Source organism: Bacteroidales bacterium (genome assembly GCA_016707785.1).
Taxonomy (GTDB): Bacteria; Bacteroidota; Bacteroidia; order Bacteroidales; family UBA4417; genus UBA4417.
This window is the reverse complement of record JADJGZ010000002.1, coordinates 204,170-220,311: the sequence shown is the minus strand read 5'-3', so window position 1 is coordinate 220,311 and position 16,142 is coordinate 204,170. Positions and strand designations below refer to the sequence as shown.

General features: G+C 40.8%; 13 protein-coding genes. 6 read left to right on the top strand and 7 right to left on the bottom strand.

Going from position 1 to position 16,142, the window contains the following annotated elements; translation table 11 throughout:
* Positions 1–3: 3 nt before the first annotated feature.
* The 5 genes from IPH84_02630 to IPH84_02610 form a co-directional block, all read right to left on the bottom strand.
* On the bottom strand, positions 4–1,338 hold the full coding sequence (locus tag IPH84_02630) for a 3-hydroxyacyl-CoA dehydrogenase family protein (protein ID MBK7172137.1): 1,335 nt from the start codon (positions 1,336–1,338) through the stop codon (positions 4–6).
* Positions 1,339–1,413: 75 nt separating this feature from the next.
* Positions 1,414–2,181, bottom strand: coding sequence for an enoyl-CoA hydratase/isomerase family protein (locus IPH84_02625; protein MBK7172136.1), 768 nt, complete (start codon positions 2,179–2,181; stop codon positions 1,414–1,416).
* A 153-nt stretch (positions 2,182–2,334) separates the two neighbouring features.
* Positions 2,335–3,039: a tRNA (adenosine(37)-N6)-threonylcarbamoyltransferase complex dimerization subunit type 1 TsaB gene (gene tsaB, locus IPH84_02620; protein ID MBK7172135.1), complete on the bottom strand. Its 705-nt coding sequence runs from the start codon at positions 3,037–3,039 to the stop codon at positions 2,335–2,337.
* 114 nt (positions 3,040–3,153) lie between these two features.
* The gene (locus IPH84_02615; protein ID MBK7172134.1) at positions 3,154–4,533 is read right to left on the bottom strand and encodes an efflux RND transporter periplasmic adaptor subunit; all 1,380 of its coding nucleotides are present in this window, start codon (positions 4,531–4,533) and stop codon (positions 3,154–3,156) included.
* Positions 4,534–4,584: 51 nt separating this feature from the next.
* Entirely contained in the window at positions 4,585–6,036 is a 1,452-nt protein-coding gene (locus IPH84_02610) for a TolC family protein (GenBank protein ID MBK7172133.1), read from the bottom strand.
* Positions 6,037–6,270: 234 nt separating this feature from the next.
* On the opposite strand from IPH84_02610, the gene IPH84_02605 reads away from it, so the two are divergent.
* From IPH84_02605 to IPH84_02595, 3 genes are all read left to right on the top strand, one after another.
* Complete coding sequence (locus IPH84_02605; protein MBK7172132.1) at positions 6,271–7,629, top strand: M1 family metallopeptidase; 1,359 nt, start codon at positions 6,271–6,273, stop codon at positions 7,627–7,629.
* Positions 7,626–8,585 carry a T9SS type A sorting domain-containing protein gene (locus IPH84_02600; GenBank protein MBK7172131.1) on the top strand — a complete coding sequence of 320 codons (960 nt, stop codon included), beginning with the start codon at positions 7,626–7,628 and terminating at the stop codon, positions 8,583–8,585. The genes IPH84_02605 and IPH84_02600 overlap by 4 nt, the downstream gene beginning before the upstream one ends.
* Before the next feature lie 78 nt (positions 8,586–8,663).
* Entirely contained in the window at positions 8,664–9,332 is a 669-nt protein-coding gene (locus tag IPH84_02595; protein MBK7172130.1) for a DNA alkylation repair protein, read from the top strand.
* Between the two features lie 17 nt (positions 9,333–9,349).
* Here IPH84_02595 and IPH84_02590 read toward each other — a convergent pair whose 3' ends face one another.
* Together IPH84_02590 and IPH84_02585 are read right to left on the bottom strand one after the other, a co-directional pair.
* Positions 9,350–10,057: a response regulator transcription factor gene (locus IPH84_02590; protein ID MBK7172129.1), complete on the bottom strand. Its 708-nt coding sequence runs from the start codon at positions 10,055–10,057 to the stop codon at positions 9,350–9,352.
* Between the two features lie 58 nt (positions 10,058–10,115).
* On the bottom strand, positions 10,116–11,684 hold the full coding sequence (locus tag IPH84_02585; protein MBK7172128.1) for a HAMP domain-containing histidine kinase: 1,569 nt from the start codon (positions 11,682–11,684) through the stop codon (positions 10,116–10,118).
* A 435-nt stretch (positions 11,685–12,119) separates the two neighbouring features.
* Between IPH84_02585 and IPH84_02580 the strand changes: the two genes are divergently transcribed.
* From IPH84_02580 to IPH84_02570, 3 genes are all read left to right on the top strand, one after another.
* Entirely contained in the window at positions 12,120–13,481 is a 1,362-nt protein-coding gene (locus tag IPH84_02580; GenBank protein MBK7172127.1) for a glucose-6-phosphate isomerase, read from the top strand.
* Positions 13,482–13,539: 58 nt separating this feature from the next.
* Positions 13,540–14,241: a cytidylate kinase-like family protein gene (locus IPH84_02575; protein ID MBK7172126.1), complete on the top strand. Its 702-nt coding sequence runs from the start codon at positions 13,540–13,542 to the stop codon at positions 14,239–14,241.
* A gap of 114 nt (positions 14,242–14,355) precedes the next feature.
* The gene (locus IPH84_02570) at positions 14,356–16,086 is read left to right on the top strand and encodes an ABC transporter ATP-binding protein (protein MBK7172125.1); all 1,731 of its coding nucleotides are present in this window, start codon (positions 14,356–14,358) and stop codon (positions 16,084–16,086) included.
* The last annotated feature ends 56 nt before the right edge of the window (positions 16,087–16,142 follow it).

Genomic DNA, 16,142 nt, shown 5'->3' with positions numbered 1-16,142 from the left:
TGGTTATATAAAATTACTGATTGGTCCATAAGCATGGAAGAAACCTGTAAGGAGAACAGTATTCACATCAGTCTCATTATGGGCTACACCGTCGCTGATCAATTTCCGGGCTATCTCCCTGGACTTTTCAGCATATGAGATGGCAATTGCGGCACCCCGGGTATTCATCAGTCTGAGGGCCTTAAAATAGTCACCCAGCAGTCCTTCTTTATCAGGATGCTTTACAAGGTTTTTCCATGGCAGGACATTGGGGGGTAATTCACCCATCCAGTTATCACATTCAGCAGCGAACTCTTTAAGCTCAAGATACTGGAAGTTCTCTTTAGCAATAACCTCGACTGGTTTTCCTTTCACATACCTGAAGAATCCATCTTTTTGGCTGCCATCACTAAATTGCCCGCCTTTGATTCCCTTCATAACCAGTTCATCGAGCAGTTCTGAGTGAAGTTTTTCCCCATGCATATGCGGCTGCATTACCCTGAGGATAAATTGAACCACATCCAGCCCGACATAATCGATAAGCTGAAAAATGCCCATTGGGCGCATAAGGAAATCGCGGGTGATCCTATCCACAACATAAATAGCCTGATGAAGAGGCATTTCTTTGGAAAGGCTTTCGGCTACAGAGATTCCGTATAAAGCATCCCTCATGAAATGGCCATTACCAATAAAACCGGCAATGTCATTGGAAGGAACAATGATTTTCTTAAGGTTTTTCGCATAGGTCATTGCGAATGTCTTCATTTCATCAGAATTCTCAGCAATGGTGATTAATTCAACCAATTTCTGGATAGCAGGAGGATTATAGAAATGAAAACCCAATAATCGTCCTTCAAGGTTAGCATTCCGGTTTAACTCACCGATAGGTACAGAAGAAGTATTGGTAAAAAACCAGGGTTTTGATGGATTATTCTCATTTATCTGCCTGAAAATCTTCTCCTTTAATGTTTGGTTTTCGCTAACTGCTTCAAAAACCAGCGTTGAATCATAGGCAGATTCGAGGCGGGTTGAAGTTTTGATAAGGCTCATCACATCCAGGACGAATGCATCGATCACATCAGAATTCTCAATCAGGTCCGCCCTTTCACTATATGCCAGTCGTATTTGAACAACTTTCTTCTCTGCAGATTTCAGGACCTGTGACCGGATGTATTTCAGTAATCCTTTCAGACCTTCTTCGGAGGTATCAATGGCATTAAGAACAAATACCATGGAATTATTTCCTGGTTTCAACAATTGTTCTGCCATTTCCAGGGCGGTAAGCAATAAGATACCGCTTCCCATCTTTCCGGCAGCACCAAGAACAGATACTTTTTGCAATCGGTTTAAATAATCCATGTTTAAAAATATTTTCAGAATTGAGTTATTATGGTCTAATTCTATGCTTTTCAAATAGGAAGAAACCTGGTTGAATTACCAAACTGGTTTTCTTTTTTCGAGGAAAGCTTTCATCCCTTCAATTCCTTCATCCACGAACAAGGTCCCGAAAGTTTGGGCTTCGAGTTCACAGGCCAGGGGGAAAGGCATATGATATCCATTCCTGGTAACAGATTTTACGGTTTTTACCGCTTTAGGTCCCTTTAAAGCAATCTGGTTGGCTAGTCGCAGGGCTTCAGTTAAAAGCTGATCGGGCTCTGTTAATTTCTGAACGAGGCCCATCCTCAGAGCTTCTTCGGCTGTAACCATTTCACCGGTGGTAAGCATGTAAAGGGCTGTACCCATTCCAACCAACCTGGAAAGGCGTTGAGTGGCTGCATAACCGGGGATCAGTCCCAGGCTTACTTCAGGCTGCCCAAATTTGGCATTATTTACTGATATCCTGAAATCGCAGGACATGGCAAGTTCCAGTCCTCCACCCAGTGCAAATCCGTTGATAGCAGCAATGATGGGAACAGGATGGTTGACAATGGACATAAATGTTTTTTGTCCACGGCGGGAAAAATCTGAAGCTTCATCCGGTGACTTATTCACCATTTCGGCAATATCTGCACCGGCAACAAAGGCTTTCCCTGCACCTGTAAGGATCACGGCCCGAACATCAGGGTCAGATGCTTCAGCTGCCAAGAGATGATCTAATTCATTAAAAAATGCGGTATTAAGAGCATTCAGGCTTTCAGGTCTCGAAATGGTAACCAGAAGGACTGAACCCTCCAACCGGGGTTGTAGAATTTTGTATTCCATATAGAATTCCTGGATTATCCGAAGGACTGAGTAAACAATCCTGTAAACGGGTTGTAAAAGCAAATATAAACATATTTCAATATCTTATAACCAGATAATAGAAGAATTGTTCCGGCTTCTGCGTTTACCTAAAGATCCCGTTAAACAATAAGACTAATTATAAAGGCCTTTTACCTTTGGCTTTCCTGCAATAAAGTCTTTGAGATAAAATGGTTCAAAATAGGCTGTGTTTTCAAACAATTCCTGTTTAAAATTTTCAAGAGCCAGCATAGATATTGAAATAGCTGATGCCAGAACTTCACCTGGAAACAGGAATCTCTCATTTCCGGAAAAATGATCCCTGCATTTAGCGGCTCCGCTTCCGAATAATGCCATTTTCTGTCCATCATATTCATTAATTCCCTGAATATCTAATATGCGTGCTTCCACTGGAAGGAGTTCATTTAGTGAAGAATCATACATGGCCATATACACCTCCATCCTTCTTGCATCTATAAGTGGAGTAAGAATGATATTCTCACTTTTCAATTCAGGGAAATGGGTTAATGCCTGATGCGACAATGCTTTCAGGGTAGATATTGCGATTAAGGGTTTGTCGAGGGCATAACATAATCCCTTTGCAGTTGAAACCCCGATTCGAAGCCCGGTATAGGATCCGGGGCCCATACTTACAGCAAAGGCATCGATAGCAGAAAGAGGGTACCCGGCGTTTTTAGTGACTTCTTCAATAAATGAAGTCAATTGTGCCGAATGCTCATTCACACCCACAGTTTCTTTAACAGCAACAATATTTCCATCAAGGTTAAGTGCTACCGAACATACCTCTGTAGCTGTTTCCAGGGCAAGGATTAACGCCATTACATGAATTATTTGACACAAAAGTACGATTCAATAGGGTTCAGATGAGAATTAAGATGAGCAAAAAAAAACAGGCCTCCTGACGAAAGCCTGTTAAAATAAACGGAGTGATTGCTATTTCTCTGTATAAAGGTCTTTCTTATCAACCTTTTTGACAATATCACCTTCTTTCAGTTTTTTGGAGATAGCACTATATGGCGCTGTAATAACTTCATCCTTTTCTTTCAAGCCCTGAATAACCTGGATATAGGCATTATCCTGGATACCTGTCTTCACTTTAACCATTTTTGTTTTTCCATTTTCATAAACAAAAACAATTTCCTGGAAATCATTTACAACTTTCTTTGCTGCTGCTGCTTCCTCTTCAGTTTCTTTGCCGGAATCACGTTTCTCCTTGTCAGCAATTTCTTTTTCCTTCACTTTTGCGCTATCCACGCGGGTTGTGACAGCCTGAATTGGTACAGTCAATACATTGCTTACTGATTCGGTTTGAATATCTACGGTTGCTGACATACCCGGCCGGAATGGAGAGATATTGGGTTTATCGGCTGATACAAGGTCTTTATAGGATTCAGGAAGGATCCTGATTTTAACTTCGAAATTGGTCACCTGGTCGGCACTCACCCCTGTGGTATTAGCGGAGGTGCTGATTTCAGTAACAATTCCCTTGAATTTCCGATTTTGATAGGCATCAACTTCAACCAGGGCAGTGTCATTTTGATTCACTCTTACGATGTCATTTTCATTTACATCGACCTTGACTTCCATTGTTTGCAGGTTAGCGATCCTCAGAATTTCTGTTCCGGAGGAGAATTGAGATGCTCCGGCAACCCTTTCACCTTTTTCGATATTAAGTTTCGAAATGGTACCCCCAACAGGTGCAAAAATGGTTGTTTTGGAAAGGTTTTCTTTGGCTTCCTTTACTCCCGCTTCGGCGCTCTTAACGTTAAAGGCGGCGGCCCTGATACTTTCTTCCGCTGCATCTACCTCAGCCTGGGCAACTTCATAAGCTGATTTAGAAGATTCGAATTCTGCATCTGAAATGGCTTTTTCATTATGCAGCTTCTGATTTCTTTCAAATGAATTCTTCCCATTAACAAACTGAGATTTCACCTGTGCTAAGCGCGCTTTTGCATTTGCAAGGTTTGCCTGCTGGGTATTAAGCGCAGCTACAGTCCGATCATAGGTAGAAATATAAATTTCAGGGTTGATTTTAGCCAGGAGTTGTCCGGGTTTTACCTGCTCTCCCTCAATGATATAGAGTTCAATAATTTCACCTGATACATCCGGTGATAGTTTTACTTCAACTTCAGGTGCAATTTTACCGTTTGCTGAAACAGTTTCAACGATAGTGCGCTTCTGTACTAATTCAGTAGCCACTTTGATTTCATCAGGTTTCCCGATCCAACCCTTCTTTTTGGCAATCGCAAAGACAATCAGAATGACTACTGCCAGTCCAATAAGGATTCGGATAAGGTTTTTTTTCTTAAACATCTTACAGTGGTTTTGTATTGTTTGTTTATAATTGAATACTTTTTATTCCTGCTATTTTCTTTTCAAGGAGATAGGTTTTCCCATGTAGAAATCAAGGACAGTTGTCTTGAATATAAATTCATATTTTGCCCTGAGTAATTCAGATTCGGCCTTTTCGAAGTCCTTTTTTGAATTATTATAATCCACCGAGTTCATCACACCTACATTGAATTTTTGCTCTGCATACCTGTAGGATTCTTTGGCAGCTTCGACCCCGGAAAGCGAGGATTCATATTTATTTAAAGCAGCTTTAGAATCGGCATAAGCCTGTTCAATGGTTTTCCGTAAGTCGAGTTTACTTAATTCCAGGTTATACCTGGTATTTTCAAGGTTCATTTTAGCTTTGCTGATTGATGTCCGGGTAACCCAGCCATTAAAAATGGGGACATTCAGGTTCAGGGAGATCGATTGGTTGATATTATCGTTGAATTGATCTTTAAAGGCTTTGGTTTTATATTCCGGTGATGCGCCAAGGTTCCAGACATACTGCTGTGGTTGGCCATCAGGTCCGGGAATAAACGAAGTCGGCAGGGTTTGGGTAACGTCCGGAATAAAAGTAGTATAAGAGTCCACTATCTGGGCAGCACCTGAATAACCTGTCCCGACAGAACCCTGCATAGTCAGGGTGGGTGATTGCCCCCCTTTGGCAATAAGCAGGCTATATTCTGAACTTTTAACCCTTGATTCTGCACTTTTGATTGAAGGTTGAGTCTCCAGTGCATAATCGAATACCTGTTCAGGTTTCATCAGTATTCCAGGCTGAGCGCCCAGTTCCAGGTTTGGGGATTCAATTTCAAATTGAGTATTGCGGGGCAGATCAAGCATTTGTGTAAGGGTGAGGTATGCAAGATCAAGGTTGTTACTGGCTTCAACAACTGCAGAGTTTTCAGCTGCCCTCTGTGCTTCAATGGTGTATAGGTCACCTTGTGCCAAAGCGCCGGCATTCACCAGTTTTCTGAGGCGGGCTACTTGCAAATCAGTAGCATTTAACTGATTTTCAGCAGTTCTTGTTAATTCCTTGTAATACAGAATCTGGAGATATGCGGTAGCAATTCCGAGGGAAATATCATCCATAAATTTATCCAGGTCGTAATGACCTGCTTCAAGATTAGATTGGCTTAATCTCAACTGATTTAATTTCTGGAAGCCATCAAAGAGGCTAATGGAAGAGGACAAATAAAAGTTATTTGAACGCACCCGTTCAGATGCAAAGGTATTGGTAAATCGGTCGACGGTTTTACCATAGTTATAACCATGGCTGGCAAAGCCATTTAGTGATGGCAGCATGGTTAATTTATTTTGCAAAACATCTGCCTGGGTTGCATCTACCTGCAGCTTTTGCTGTTTTATCTGGATATTGTTTGAAAGTGCGTATTCTATGCACTTCTCAAGTGTCCATATTTCCTGCGATTGTGCTGAAATGAAGATGAACAAAGACAAGAATAAAAGAATTGTTTTTTTCATAAAAGAATTGGGAATTATCAGATCACCTGAAAAAGGCTGAAGAGGGATTTTAAATTACCTTTATACCGTTGTAATTTCATTTTGCCAATAATAGTTTACTGAATGCAACGGCATAAGTGAATCTGAAATGATACCGCTTCACAATATCATTGCGATTCAGTATACAAAGTTATGTGATACCTATATCAAACAACTATGAACAACCTTAAGTTTGTTATTTTTTTAACATTTTTTTTGTCGCTGCTACTTATTAAACCACTTTTCTCTCAAAATAATTGTCAATCAGCAACAGAAATAATTTATAGTGACTCGATAGATGCCTTGCATTATGACATTCATCTCACCGAAATCGATTTGACGACAAAGATTATTAAAGGTTACACTAAAGTACAGCTAAAGCCTGGGGTAGATGGGCTCACAGAGATAAAACTCGAGTTAACTTCACTAAACATTGATTCCATTTTTGTCGGGAATACCCCTGTTTCCATTTTTTCGTACTCTGATCCTATCTTATCTATCCCACTTGAATCACCCATCATGTCTTCTGATACCCTTGAAATCAGGGTATACTATCAAGGCTCTCCTTTTGTTGATCCGTCAGGATGGGGTGGTTTTCATTTTTCGGGAAATTATGCTTTTAACCTTGGAGTAGGTTTTGATGCCATTCCACATAACCTGGGTAAAGCCTGGTTTCCTTGCATAGATGATTTCAGGGATCGTGCGTTGTATGATGTATATCTTACTATACCTTCTCAAATGTCAGCTATTTCGGGAGGATTGCTGAGTGAAATTACAGATCATGGCAATAATACCTCCACCTGGCATTGGAAAACACAATATTCCCTTCCCACCTACCTGATTTCGGCTTCAATCGGAACTTATTCCCTTGTTTCTGACCAGTTCCAGGGAATTAGCAAAGAGGTCCCCATTACCTATTATTGCCGCCCATCAGATACCTTAAAAGTTGCCGGAACCTTCGTTCATATGAAGGATATCCTGCAGGCCTATGAAACTCACTTTGGCCCTTATCCTTTTGAGCGGGTTGGATATACAGCAACAGCAGAAGGTGCAATGGAACATGCAGCCAATATATCCTATCCCTATTCCGGGTGGAATGGTAATACTTCAAATGAGTGGTGGTATGCCCACGAACTCTCACATATGTGGTTCGGGGATATGGTAACCTGTGCCTCAGCCGAAGATATGTGGCTGAATGAGGGATGGGCGGTTTGGTGCGAATCCCTGTATATGGAAGAATTGTATGGAGAAGAGGTCTCAAGGGAATACCTTCGTCTGAAATTGAAAAATGTAATTCTACAATCCCATATCAAGGATGGGGGTTATTTTGCGGTTTATGGAATTCCTCAGACTATCACTTATGGAAACACCGTGTATGAAAAGGGATGCCAGGTAACCCATACCTTAAGGCATTACCTTGGAGATGAGTTATTTTTCAGCGGAATAAAGGCTTATTTACAGCATTATGCATATAAACCAGCCTCCACTTGTGATTTGCGCGATTTTCTGAGTTCTTATACCGGGGTTGATCTGAATGACTTTTTCAATGCATGGGTTTTTCCCCGGGATTCATGAATTTTTCTATAGGGCATATGAAGGTTCAGGAGGTTTCGAATGGGTTTGATGTTAATGTATCTGTGAGACAGCGATTAAAGGAGGCAACGGAATATGCAAATTCCAACCATCTTGAGCTAACCTTCATCGGGGCAAACTGGCAGGAATTTACTGATACTTTTATTTTCTCCGGAGCTATTGGTGAAAAAACTTTTCATCTTCCTTTTGAGCCTATTGAAGTGATCCCAGACATGAACGAGAAAATTTCGGATGCGGCACTCTCCTTTAGAAGTGTAATCAAATCACCCGGTGAGATTGATTTTACGGATACCTATGCCAGGTTAATCACCGCCTCCGTTACCGATTCAGCATGGGTGAGAATTACCCATAACTGGGCTGCCCCAGATGACTTCAATACAGCAGTACCGGGTGTTAGTATCTCAAATGCCCGTTTCTGGAAAGTTGAAGGGAACTTTCCAGCAGGATTCAATGCCAGGGGTAAATTTTTCTATAATAAATCCAATCTTGACAATACCCTTATTACAAGCTCCAATGATTCGGTTATTATCCTTTACCGGAAAGATGATCAAAATGACTGGAGTCGGCCGGCTTTTTCAAGGATCGGAACAAATAATATTGGTTTCCTTACAGTTGATACATTATTCAGGGGAGAATATACTGTAGCTGTGATCGATAAAACTTATGGACTGAATGAACCCGGAAAAAATCCAGGTTTCGGGATGAATATTTATCCAAATCCTACTCAGGGGGAATGTACAGTTCAGGTATCCATTCCGGAAACAGTATTATTATGCGTGTTTGACACCCTGGGAAAGAAAGTTGATGAATTCCCATTAACGGCTGGTCATTACACAAGAAACTGGAGCAAGAGAAACCAGGAAGCAGGCATCTATTTCTTCAGGATGTTTTCTACATCCGGTACAGAGATAATGGCCAGAAAAGTGATTTTTAACTAAACAGGAAATGAAAACATTATTTTTACAGACCAAATGACAGGTTCCTGATTTACCTGAGAGTCATCATAAACCTGAAATATGCAGTATTTCTTACCCCTTCAAATCGCATTTGAGAATAATGCGGATCCTTTAAGGGCTGTGTCTGTCAGATCTTACATGAAGGATATCGCTGAATTTTACGGTATGCCGGCTCCGATCCGCCAATCAATATCACGGGAGTTTTTCAGAAACAACGGGTATCCTCAAAAGCAACATCTTGAGGCAATCGTAAATTATACCTGGGAGAAGCCGGAGAGGGAATGGCAATATATAGCAATGGATATTATTGAATATTATGCAAAGAAAGGGGAAGAAGTGGTACTTCCGTTGGCCGCTTATATGATAACCCACAAATCATGGTGGGATACGGTGGATTTTATAGCATCAAATATTGTTGGAACCCTATTGAAAAAACGACCCGAGTTAATCACTTCACAAATTGAGGAATGGATGAAATCCGGGAACCTGTGGCTTCAAAGGACCTGCTTGTTATTCCAACTGAAATACAGAAAAGAAACAGATGAAGAGCTTTTGTTTGGATTATGTGAAAGGTTATCCCAACACAAGGATTTTTTTATCCGTAAGGCAATTGGTTGGTCCCTTAGAGAATACTCGAAACATAATTCACAAGCTGTCCTTGAATTTGTTCAAACACATGAATTGTCTCCCTTAAGCAGTAAAGAGGCTATCCGATGGATGGCAAAATAAAGGGATTTATATAGCAGTTAGCTGGGAGTATTGGTAACCAGTTTGAAGCCAATACCATGAACATTGATCAGTTCAACGGAAGGGTCTTCTTTTAGGTATTTCCTCAGTTTAGCCACATACACATCCATACTCCTGGCATTGAAATAGCTGTCATTTTGCCAGATCCTGTTCAGGGCAAAGCTTCTATCAACAACATTATTTACGTGCTCACCAAGTAGTTTCAGAAGGTCGGCTTCTTTAGAGGTAAGTTTTTGCTCTACCCCTTTGATGGTCAATAGCTGGTGATTATAATCAAAAACAAAATTTCCGATTTCCAGTATTCCCTTATTCCCCGATGCAGATGTTTTTGTAACCGTCCGACGAAGTATAGCCTCCATCCTGGCTAATAATTCCTCCATGCTGAAGGGTTTAGTGAGGTAGTCGTCACCACCGGACTGAAAACCCTTTAGTTTATCTTCTTCGAGGGATTTAGCTGTGAGGAATAAAATCGGGATTTGTGAATCTACTTTCCTGATATCTTTTGCCAGGGTAAAACCATCTTTAATCGGCATCATTACATCCACAATACAAAAATCGAAAGGCTCTTTGGAGAAGGCATCACTGGCTTCCTGTCCATTCACGAATAACCGTGTAGAATATCCTTTTGCTTCCAGGTAGGTCCGCAGGATATTGCCGAGATTGCGGTCATCTTCGGCAAGCAGTACTTTGGTTTTTTCGTTTTCCATATATCGATGTATTAATACAATTTTGAACAATGATAATTTTACAGTCCTGCATTATTTTTCAGGTTGCAACCTGGTTAATGGGCAGGAATACTGAAAAGGTACTTCCTTTATTGATTTCACTTTCTACTGTTATGTTACCCCCATGTTTTTCTACTACAAATTTAACATAACTCAGCCCCAGACCAAATCCTTTTACATTGTGAACGTCTCCGGTAGGCACACGGTATAATTTTTCAAAGATTTTTTTCTGATTTACTTTATTGATTCCGATTCCATTGTCTTTGATCCTGATCAATATTCCATTTTCCGAATCGCTGGTTGATACGAGGATCTGTGGTTTCCTGGGTGAATATTTATTGGCATTATCCAGCAGGTTATAGATCATGTTAGAAATATGCATTCTATCGATCTTCAATACAGTACTTCTTGCCTGGAAATCAGTTGAAATAGATCCATCTCTAATTTCAACCTGGATAGCAATATTTTTTATTACATCTGAAATCAGCACGTGCAGATCAATGTTTTCGATGCGGAGGTTTAATTTGCCCTTTTCCAGGATGGCTGTTTGAAGGATTTTCTCTGCCATTACTCCTAACCGCCTGTTTTCATCTTCAATAATATGAATATAACTATCATACATTTCTTCCGACCGGGGAAAGTCTTTATCCGTTAATGCCTGGCAGGCAAGGGATACGGTTGAAATCGGAGTTTTAAATTCATGAGTCATGTTATTGATAAAATCATTCTTCAATTCCGAAAGTTTCCGCTGGCGAACAATGGTAAACATTGAATAGGTAAAAGCAGAAATGATTATAACAACAAGCAATAAGGATACGATCAGCATTCCCCATAGGTTCAGGAAGCTATTCTTTGATTTTTCAGGAAAGTAAACCAGCAGGAAGTCGGAGGAAGAGATTCCACTCCCCGGCATCATTGGGAAAGAATAACCTTTCTGGAGCAATAGGTCATGATATTTCCCGGTTTTTTCAAGGACAATGACATTCCTGGCCGGATTAAATACTCCGAATTCATAGGACATAGTAATTCCCTTTGTAATGAATTCTTCCCGAAGCAAGGTATCAATTAATCCAATGGTAACCCTTTGTTCGATATCCTTATTGGATCCCCATCCCAGGACCTGGTTCATGATACGGTTCATCAGCATATTCTGGCGACGGATTCCATCGGGACCCGGTTGGTGGTTTTCACCCCCATCTTGAAAAAATGAAGGAGGAGGTGGCCTCATCTCTGGTTTTCCGGGCGTGTTTCTATTGTTTAAATTAAGTAAATCAGGGCTGGTTCCCGGTTGTTCAATTCCCGAATCAATTCTTTTTATTAAGGAATCTTCAATCGCTTGCATTGCATTTTTGTCATGCATCTGAGGAAGATTGGCAGAAGAAAATCCAGAGAGATAATGCTGTAATGAATCAAAGGAACCCATTCTTTTGGCAAATTCCAGGGTTTCCAATTTGGCAAGCGCCATATTAACTGATTCATCAACACTTCTCCTGAAATTAGCCTCCCTCAGTTGAAAGGAATTCCGTATCCAATACACCTGGATTCCAATCAGGATGGCCATGGATAAAGAGGTCAGGACAATAATGATAATAAATACCTTTTTCTTCATTGAACGCAAATTTAAACGGCCTCAGAATCAAATCGTGGAGAGCTTAACAAATTTTAACGGTTTTTAAATTTCATTAACACCCTTTTAGATGAATGAAGCTTAATTTTGACTTTAGTTAGTTGAGTCATTAATCTCAATAGCTGATTTGGTGGTTTAATAAGTTTCATTGAGTGATGAAGAAAAAGTAGAAAGCTCTAAGACTAACTGGTTTTGTTGTTTGTTTAGAAAGTGCGGCATTGATAGCCGCACTTTTTATTTCTGGTTAAAACCTGAATAACCATTGATAAAATTACGAAGCAAGGGTGTTTTGAACAATGGAGTTTGATAGCAGAATCCGGTTTAAAGACACGGTAATGGTATAATTCTCTTTTTGATTTTGTAATTTTATATAGTATTTGCGTATTTTGTCCAATAATTTAACTTAAAAAATTACATATGATTTCTCTTAAATTCAGTCATGAGCATGCAAATGGGTTTTTAACGGAAGATGAATTGCTCATCATGCAGGATGAAGTATCTGTTAGCCATGATATGTTGATCAATAAAACCGGAAAGGGGAGTGAATTCCTTGGATGGGTTGACCTGCCTGAACAAATTGATGAAGTACTGCTATCCGGAATAGAAGAAGATGCCCGCCGTATCAGGGAAATGGCAGAGGTATTTGTGGTTATCGGTATTGGCGGATCTTACCTTGGAGCAAGAGCTGTTATTGAAGCATTGAATCATCCTTTTTCCGGCTTTATGAAGAAAGGAGCCGGTAAGGGACCGATCATTGTATATGCTGGAAATAGTATCAGCCAGGATTATCACTCAGCATTACTGGAATTACTTGATGAAAAAGATTATGCCCTGGCAGTGATTTCAAAGTCAGGAACAACCACTGAGCCTGCTGTTGCTTTCCGTATCCTGAAGGCTCACCTTGAATCAAAATATGGCAAACAACAGGCGTGTGAAAGGATTTTCTCTATTACTGATCAATCACGTGGAGCGTTGAAAAAACTTTCCAATGATGAGGGTTATAAAACCTATGTGATTCCTGATGATGTTGGTGGCCGCTTTTCGGTTTTAACACCTGTAGGATTATTGCCGATAGCGGTAGCCGGTTATGACATCAGGCAAATGGTTGAAGGAGCCCGTGAAATGCGCAAAGTGTGTATGGAAACTCCATCCATTATTGATAACCCTGCAGCCAGGTATGCAGCCATAAGGAATTCCTTTTACAGGATGGGTAAACAGGTGGAGATTCTTGTGAATTATGAACCTTCTCTCATGTATATTACTGAATGGTGGAAACAGCTTTATGGTGAAAGTGAAGGAAAGGATGGGGAGGGAATTTTTCCTGCCGGAGTTGGCTTTACAACTGATCTGCATTCTATGGGCCAATATATACAGGATGGACAACGAATGATCTTTGAAACTGTTATTACCGTGGATCAACCTGCACGATTGCTGAAAGTTCCGCACGATCCTTCCGATCTTGATGGAATGAATTTCATTGCAGGCAAAACAATGAATGAAGTAAACCAGATGGCCGCACTTGGTACGGTTCTGGCTCATATTGATGGTGAAGTGCCCAATCTTTCGCTTTCTATACCAAAACTGAATGAATCTTCAATAGGTGAATTGCTCTATTTCTTCGAATTTGCCTGCGGATTAAGTGGATACCTTTTGGGGGTTAATCCATTTGATCAACCGGGAGTGGAAGCCTACAAGAAAAATATGTTTGCACTTTTAGGTAAACCCGGATATGAAAAGGAGACAGAGGCGATTCGCTCCAGGATTTCTTTAGGAGAATAGTGATATATTGCCGAAAGGAAACGTGAATGATAACATATTAGAATTAAAACCAAAAGCCATGGAAAACCTACTTTACGAATACATGAGCAAGCGATTTGCTCACAGTCAGGAGGTAAACGGATTACCAAAGGATTTGGGACCTGTTATCACCCTTTCCCGTCAGGCAGGTTGTGGAGCCAGTAAACTGGCCCATGACTTATGTACTCAATTGAATGAGATCGCTGTAAAATCAGGGAAAGCCCCAGTTTGGCATTTTATTAATCATGAAATCCTGGAAAAATCGGCTGAAAAGCTAAACCTAGACCCTGGAAAATTGAATCAGGTTATTACTGATAAGGAAAGAGGGATCATGGATCAGATTATTGAAGCCCTTTCCTCGCACACCCATAAAAGTGATCAGAAAATCATGAAAACCATGTATGAAGTAATCCGGCAGATTGCTGAACAGGGAAATGTGATCATTGTGGGCAGGGGAGGAGCGACAGTAAGTCAGCACATACCCCATTCACTGCATATAAAGCTTGAAGCACCTATTCAGTGGAGATGTTCAGAGGTCATGAAAAAGCTGGAGTATAGCCGTGAATATAGCATGGAATATATCCGGAAAATGGATGAACAAAGGCAGATGTATGTTCAGCGTATGATCCAGGGAAGCGAACATTCATTTGGATATGATGTAATACTCAATCCCAGCAGGTTCAATCATCAGCAGATGGTTCAAATGATCATTTCAATGGCTGGTTTAAAAGGGATCCATTGATTGTTCAGAAATTCAGAAAATGACTAAAACCCTGTCGCGGCATTCCTGCCAGGCAGGGTTTTTTCCTTATCCCGCTGACTTTTCATACCTTTGAGGGAAAAGTACTGCACCGAGATGGCGCAAAACAAAACACATTCGCATACACAATTAACTGTTACCGGGTTAAGTGTTGAATTCGTCCACGAAGGAGGAATATATAAAGCTGTAGATGATATTTCATTTACACTTAAACGGGGTTCCTCACTTGGCATTGTCGGTGAATCAGGGTCAGGGAAATCAGTAACTTCTCTTAGCATTATGCGCCTTGTACAACAACCACAGGGCAGAATAAGCAGTGGGACCATAACCTTCAATGATCAGAAGGGTGATGCTGTCAATTTGCTTGACCTAACTGAAAAAGAGATGCGATCATGGAGGGGAAAACGTATTGCCATGATTTTCCAGGAACCCATGACTTCATTGAATCCATCGATCAGATGCGGCAAACAACTGATTGAGATGCTTTTACAGCATGAAAAGATCAGCAGGAAAAAAGCCCGCGAAAGAACCCTGGAACTTTTTAAAGAGGTACTCTTGCCCCGGCCGGAAGAGGCATATCGTTCCTATCCTCATCAGCTTTCAGGAGGACAAAAACAAAGAGTTATGATTGCAATGGCTATTGCCTGCAACCCGGAAATCCTCATTGCTGATGAACCCACCACTGCACTGGATGTAACAGTGCAGAAAACCATCCTGAAATTGCTCAAATCCCTGCAAAAAAAATATGGGATGAGTCTCATTTTCATTTCTCATGACCTTGGTGTTATTGCAGAAATAGCAGATGAAGTGCTGGTAATGCTGAAAGGAAAAATTGTTGAAAAAGGCCCTATCTCATCAATATTCAATGCTCCTCAACATCCTTATACAAAAGGCTTGCTTGCCTGCAGGCCTCCTTTGGGAGAGCGGCCACGACGCTTAACTGTAATATCAGATTTCTTATCCGGGCAACCCATAGTTGAAGATTTTGTGAGTCAGGCTGAGCGTGACCTGCAGCATACTAAACTGTATGCAAAAAGGCCACTTTTAAAAGCAGTAAGAATAAGTACCCATTTCAAAAGCAGTAGAAGTTTATTTGGTAAAAAACCCGATATAGTGAAGGCTGTTGATGAAGTTTCTTTTGAAGTTTACCAGGGAGAAACACTGGGTTTGGTGGGAGAATCAGGTTGTGGCAAAACAACTTTGGGGAGGACCTTGTTACGGTTAATTGAACCGACAAAAGGATTAATCTATTACGGGAACCAGGAATTAAACGGATTGAAGTCTTCCGAAATGAGAAAGATGAGAAAGAAACTTCAGATCATCTTCCAGGATCCTTATTCATCTCTTAATCCCAGGCTGACAGCTGGACATGCCATCATGGAACCCATGCAGGTTCATGGTTTACATGGGAAGGACCCAGTCAGAAAGTCGATGACCCTGGAATTACTGAAAAAGGTAGGATTGGAAGAATCCCATTTCTACCGCTATCCACATGAGTTTTCCGGGGGACAACGCCAGAGGATTTGTATTGCACGGGCTCTTGCCGTTGAGCCTGAGTTTATTATCTGTGATGAATCGGTTTCAGCCTTAGATGTGTCTGTGCAGGCACAGGTACTGAATCTCTTGAATGACCTGAAAAAGGAGTATGATTTCACTTATGTATTCATTTCACACGATCTTTCGGTAGTCAGGTATATGAGCGACAGGCTTATGGTGATGCAAAACGGGAAAATCCAGGAAATCGGTGACTCCGATACCCTGTTCTCCGCTCCGACATCAGAATATACCCGTCTGCTGATTGATGCCATACCGAAAGGTATTAAATAATTATTCAAATTCAGACAATGACAAAACGAAATAAAACCCCAAACTCAGATGTTTCA